Source organism: Rummeliibacillus sp. POC4 (assembly GCF_003576525.1).
Lineage (GTDB): Bacteria > Bacillota > Bacilli > Bacillales_A > Planococcaceae > Rummeliibacillus.
Genome location: NZ_QWUA01000112.1, coordinates 1 through 5,682 on the forward strand (window position 1 = coordinate 1; position 5,682 = coordinate 5,682).

Consider the following 5,682-nt stretch of genomic DNA (forward strand, 5'->3'; position numbering starts at 1 on the left):
AAAGATATATAGATCTTAAAACAAAAGATTACAATTATGTTACAAATACATATCAAATGAATACCAATTTTTAAACACACTGTAATGATAATGTCTTGAAGTTCTCAATAAGATGTATAACAACAAAAAATAATAGATTATCAACATGCAGAGAGAAATGGAAGAAAGCGATTAATTGGCACTTCGTAATATTAACTGGGAGTGATAAAAGTAAGTTAAAAGCTTTAAAGATTATTAATCGGCCATTTTAATTAGAATTTTGGAATACTCAAATAACTAGAGCGAAAGGTGATGTTCAATGTTAAATAGACACTTCGATAAATTGATCAATTTTAATGCTTTTTATAAGATAGGTATTCTGTTTTCTATATTACTAGTAGCAACTGGTTGTTCTCAAAATAAAGAAATGGTCAGCGATCAAAAGGTACAAGCAGATTCTGTTATAGTTGAAAAAAACGATAAAATTATTGATAAAAAAAGCGTTCAATCAATAGAAGAAGTACTAAAATCGGAATTTACCAGTCCGAAGCAAAAGTACAATAAAATCATTCAAAACCCCAAAAATCTTACAAATGTAGATGGGAAAACTGTCGTAAAAGCATCGAGCGGAAGCGAACTTTACGAATACGTTGAAGATTTATACCAACCTTACTTTACACAATCCGGATTTGAAAAGTTCTTTATCAGCTCAGCTTTTAACTATACACTGCAATCTAAAGATATTCATATAAAAGTTGATGATATTAAGATAAAAAAGAATAAAAATGATGATGAAGATTTTGATTTTGTTGTTAAAGTAAAATATAAAGAAGATGGTAGTACTGAGAAAAAATATAATATCAAAGGTGTAGCAACACTTCCGGAAAGCGGAAAAATAAGTGAAATCAAATATTTTGATGATGGCGGATTAATGGATAATATCAGAAAGAATAGTTAAAAAGTATAGAGCAGTCCTCTTCTTTAAACACAAAAGAAGAATGGGCTGCTTTTAATATGTTATAATTTAATATTTTTGTTACACTAATCTGATTATTTCGAAAATAAAGCGATAAGATTTTGAAAATTGTGTACACGAAGCTTTATTTCTATTTACCTTAGCTTTGGAAGAGTACACTACTAAAAATATACGGGATAAGCAACTGCATTAATAGGTAGTAAGAAAACGCTACACTTAAATATTAAAAGAGGAAATTTGTGTTGTGTACAAATTTCTTACTTAGAGGTAGACTTATTCTTAAGAATGTATTTATCACCTTTAGACTATTTGTATCAAGTATTTTCAATAGTTTACGAACTTTTAGATTAAAGTAAGTGGGAAATTGGATAATGGGAGGTATTGTATGTACATAGGTGGTCAAAAAGACTTGCAAATTTTAGATACATATACAGCAGAATCATTAGGTTTACCAGGAATTGTTTTGATGGAAAATGCAGGTACTGCAGTTGCGGAGACGTTATTAGAGCATTTTGAAGATGTCGAAGCAAGAATTCTTATTTTATCTGGTGCTGGTAACAATGGTGGCGATGGTTTTGTTATAGCAAGAAAACTCTATGAACGAGGTATGAATGTTGAACTTTGTCTGCTAGTTGATGAAAATAAGGTTAAAGGGGATGCATTGATTAATCTAACTGTTTATCGTAACCGTGAATTACCTTTTTTCCAATTGACAACAGAAAATTTATCTGAACTTCAAGCAAAAGTAAATTGTGCAACCATCATAGTAGATGCTATGTTAGGAACTGGTGCTCATGGCATCATAAGAGAACCTTACCGATCTGTAATTCAAATGGTCAATCAATCTACAGCTTTTGTTTTATCGGTAGATATTCCATCTGGTCTTCAGGCAGATGATGGACGTATTGAGGAACTTGCTGTCAAAGCTGATGAAACCATTACGTTTGTAATGGCGAAAAAAGGTTTCTTTTTACATAATGGACCCGATTATATAGGGAATTGGAAAGTAGTAGATATTTCAGTTCCGCTATCATTGGTTGAGAAATTGAATATGGACTTACCAAAATGTATTACAATAAGTGATGTCTTTGCGCAAATGCCAAAAAGACCACAAAATGGGCATAAGGGAACTTTTGGACATGGTTTAGTCATCGGTGGATCGAAACAATATGTAGGTGCACCTTTGTATTCTGCAAAAGCTGCATTTCAAACAGGAATTGGTTTAATCACTTTAGCTGTGCCAGAAAGTAATTACGAATTATCCGCTATTCAAGTTCCAGAAGCGTTATTTTTACCATTAAAATCTGAAGAGGGACATTTTACAGTAACTGCACTAGATGAAATCGATTTATCATCTTACAAAGCGATTGCTTTTGGACCAGGTATGGGGAGATTTACAGGCGCGGAAAAATTAGTACAAAGTCTATTTCAACGACTTAATGGTCAGCCAATCATAGTAGATGCGGATGGACTTACTATATTAAGAAATCAGATGCATTTAGTAAGGAATTATGAAGGTTCAGTAATTATTACACCACATCCTGGTGAAATGGCTAGATTACTTAATACAACAGTAAAAGAAGTTGAAGAAAATAGAATCGAAGTCGCTCAACAATTTGCTAGAGAATTTAATGTTTATGTTTTATTAAAAGGGCACCGTTCAATAATCGCAAATCCTAATGGCAAGACTTGGATCAATCCGTTAGGTCATGATGCACTTGGAAAAGGCGGTAGTGGAGATGTTTTAACTGGCGTAATATTATCATTATTATGCCAAGGTGCAACACCAGAAGAGGCGGTAGTTTGTGCTTCCTATTTACATGCAAAAACTGCAGAAGTTAAAGCAAATGAATTATCTCATTATGGCGTAACACCAAACAACGTAATTGATGGAATACCTCAAATTTTAAACAAAATGTTTTAATAACTAATTTTGTCGAATATACTCTATGCTATTTGCGAAATTTGAAGAATCTTGTCTTCGAAAGGAGAATTAGCTTGCGAAACTTAGCATGGTACATATCTTTGGCAATTACATTTTTCGGATTTATCATCATTGAATTTTATTTTACACTTGATCCAACAAAAACTGATCAACACGGAAATGAAGCACTTATACCAATTACACTTCTAATCCCATTTTTAATATTAAGTCTTTTTATCACGTGGACGGTTGGAAGAGATTATTTTGCAATTAAACCCCTAGAAAAGCTTTGGTTGTTGATATTTATTACAGTCTTAATACTTTTAATCGGTATAACGGGAGAGTATCAACTTTTACAAAATTCCCTAAATGAATTACATGGTAATTGGCAAAATCCAAGTTCGGTTATTTTTGGAAAAGGGGCTTTAAATTATTATACGAATAATTGGTACTTTAATGAAAATACATTCTTACTAATACATCTTCTTGCATTCTTTTGCGGATTCTTTGGTAGAAAAATTGATATGCATTAGAATTTATGGAGATTTAAAGAGAAGCAGCCCATACTAAGTATGAGCTTCTTTTATATTAGGAATTTTATAGACAAGTTATAAGAATGACACAAAAATATCGCCGAAAAGTGAATGATTTATCCATGGCTTTGAGGTATATTCAGTCTATATTTTCCGCATTTTCAATTACAGTTATTTTTTTTGATTTTTTTCTTTTTTGTAACACATCCACTACAAACATAATCAATAATCCACTTATAAAAGATGAGAAATAAAAGAAATTAATCTTTCCAGCAACAAACAATAAGACTATTGCATGTATTAAAAAAATTCTCCAGACTAGCAATATTTTTTTCTTAATGGTTATACACCTCCACTTTTAATATATATTGCATAAATGTATATAGTAGTATATTGAGAGAGTCGATAGATTATTGCATAGTAATCAGGAAAATATAACTAATCAATTAATTAATTATAATAACTTAAATGAATATTTAGAAGGGAAAAAGAAGCTTACGTGAGGAATGAGATAAAAATAAAAAGCCTTACTAATTATTAACTAGTAGCAAGGCTTCTATCGTTATAAAATTTTTTGATCTAATGCAAACTAAGTACTTTTAAGATATAGTATTGACCATCTCCGCCAACATTTACGATTGCTTTTCCATTTTGGAATGGATAACCAACGAAATCCGTTTCAAACTTAGGAAAAGCATTGCCATTTTGATCAATATAACCGCCATTTTCAGCTCGATTCATAACACTAGCAAAGCCTTCACTAAAGCCTGAGTAAATTTGTAAATAGTTGTTTTTAATTTTTACATTTCCTTTTTTATCGATAAAACCCCAATGCCAATTTTTTTGAAATCCCGCAAGTCCTTCGCTAAAATCTGTTATATCTTCATATTTGAATTTGATTTTCACATGATTGTTTTTATCGATAAAACCCCATTTTTCATCTTTATAAACTGCCGCAAGCCCTTCATAAAAAGAGTGGACCTTCTTGTATTGAGGTTGAATTACCACATTTCCTTTTGTATCAATATACCCCCATTTCCCATTGTGCTTGATAGCAGCGTATCCACTGATAAAACGTTTAACACTTGTGTATTTCGTTTTAATAACCGCTGTTCCTTTTTTATTAATGTAACTCCAATGACCATTTTTTTTAACTGCGCCTAAATTATAGCTGAATGCATAAGCTTTATCGTATTGAGGTTTAACCACTTCTTTACCTTTTGTATTAATATACCCCCATTTTCCATTCTTACGAACAGCTGCTAAGCCATTTTTAAATTTATAAGCTTCATCGTATTTATTGGAAACTATAAGCTTACCAGTTTGGTCAATAAATCCCCATTTTCCTTCTAGTTGTACCTTTGCTAAACCTTCACTAAATTTACCGACATCCCCATATTTCGGTGCAATTACTTCTTTAGCTTTTTCATCCATAAATCCATATAGCTCGAATTCAATGCCTTTATCATTTTTCTTTAATATTGAAACAGGAGCTAAACCTTCACTAAAATTTCTTACTTCATTGTAAGGCAAAAAGTTATTTTCAGCATTTGCATCTGTAAGAACTGTAAAGCTTAATATGATCCCTGCAATAATACTGCCGATAATTTTCTTCATATAAAAATCTCCTATCTTGGAATCTTTGAATTAATTGCATAATATTAAGACTTATAGAAATGGTAAAGATTATTCTACCAGATAAATGAAAAGGAGGCTAATTATTAATGGAATGTTAAGAGGATACAAGAAAAAACACCTTAAAAATAAGGTGTTTTTATGATGGACGAACTCTTCAATTGTTATATAAAATCATAAAATGCTTTACTTGCTACGATTAAGGCAAGCGTTAAAAAAGCAACTGTGTTTCCTAAAATTAATGCTGGTTTTAGAATTGTCTTCTTACTTAGTATTGCAAATAGGATTCCAGCTAATGGTGCTGTAAATACCAAGATGAAAAAGATATAACCAATAAATCCAGTATTACTAAATTCAGCGATTGCGTTTGTATCATTTGTGAATCGATACAATAAAAAGCAAACTAGAAAAGAGACAATTGTAGTTACGAAAGAAACAATCGAAATAAAATTCAACAGCCTATTATCCAATCAATATTCCCCCTAAAAAGAAATGGTCATTCACTTCAGTCTAAGAAAAACAGTAATTCCATTATAAATAGGGATAAACAAGCCTACGTTTCAATAAATCATCTTATAAAATAATATGATAGCAGAATTGATTTTAACATCTATTTTTCTAAAAATTGTCTAATT

General features: G+C 31.0%; 5 protein-coding genes. 3 read left to right on the plus strand and 2 right to left on the minus strand.

The annotated features are described in order from the left end of the window. The first annotated feature begins 298 nt into the window (after nt 1-298). From D1606_RS17860 to D1606_RS17870, 3 genes are all read left to right on the plus strand, one after another. A complete protein-coding gene (locus D1606_RS17860) occupies nt 299-937 on the plus strand; it encodes a hypothetical protein (RefSeq protein ID WP_119417371.1) in 639 nt (212 codons plus the stop codon). A 403-nt stretch (nt 938-1,340) separates the two neighbouring features. Further along, complete coding sequence (locus D1606_RS17865; protein ID WP_119417372.1) at nt 1,341-2,879, plus strand: NAD(P)H-hydrate dehydratase; 1,539 nt, start codon at nt 1,341-1,343, stop codon at nt 2,877-2,879. Nucleotides 2,880-2,953: 74 nt separating this feature from the next. Then, nucleotides 2,954-3,412 (plus strand): hypothetical protein, encoded by a 459-nt coding sequence (locus D1606_RS17870; protein WP_119417373.1) that lies wholly within the window; start codon nt 2,954-2,956, stop codon nt 3,410-3,412. A 579-nt stretch (nt 3,413-3,991) separates the two neighbouring features. Here D1606_RS17870 and D1606_RS17880 read toward each other — a convergent pair. Next, the gene (locus tag D1606_RS17880; RefSeq protein WP_119417375.1) at nt 3,992-5,029 is read right to left on the minus strand and encodes a WG repeat-containing protein; all 1,038 of its coding nucleotides are present in this window, start codon (nt 5,027-5,029) and stop codon (nt 3,992-3,994) included. Nucleotides 5,030-5,211: 182 nt separating this feature from the next. After that, nucleotides 5,212-5,517, minus strand: coding sequence for a hypothetical protein (locus D1606_RS17885; protein ID WP_119417376.1), 306 nt, complete (start codon nt 5,515-5,517; stop codon nt 5,212-5,214). Nucleotides 5,518-5,682 lie beyond the last annotated feature (165 nt).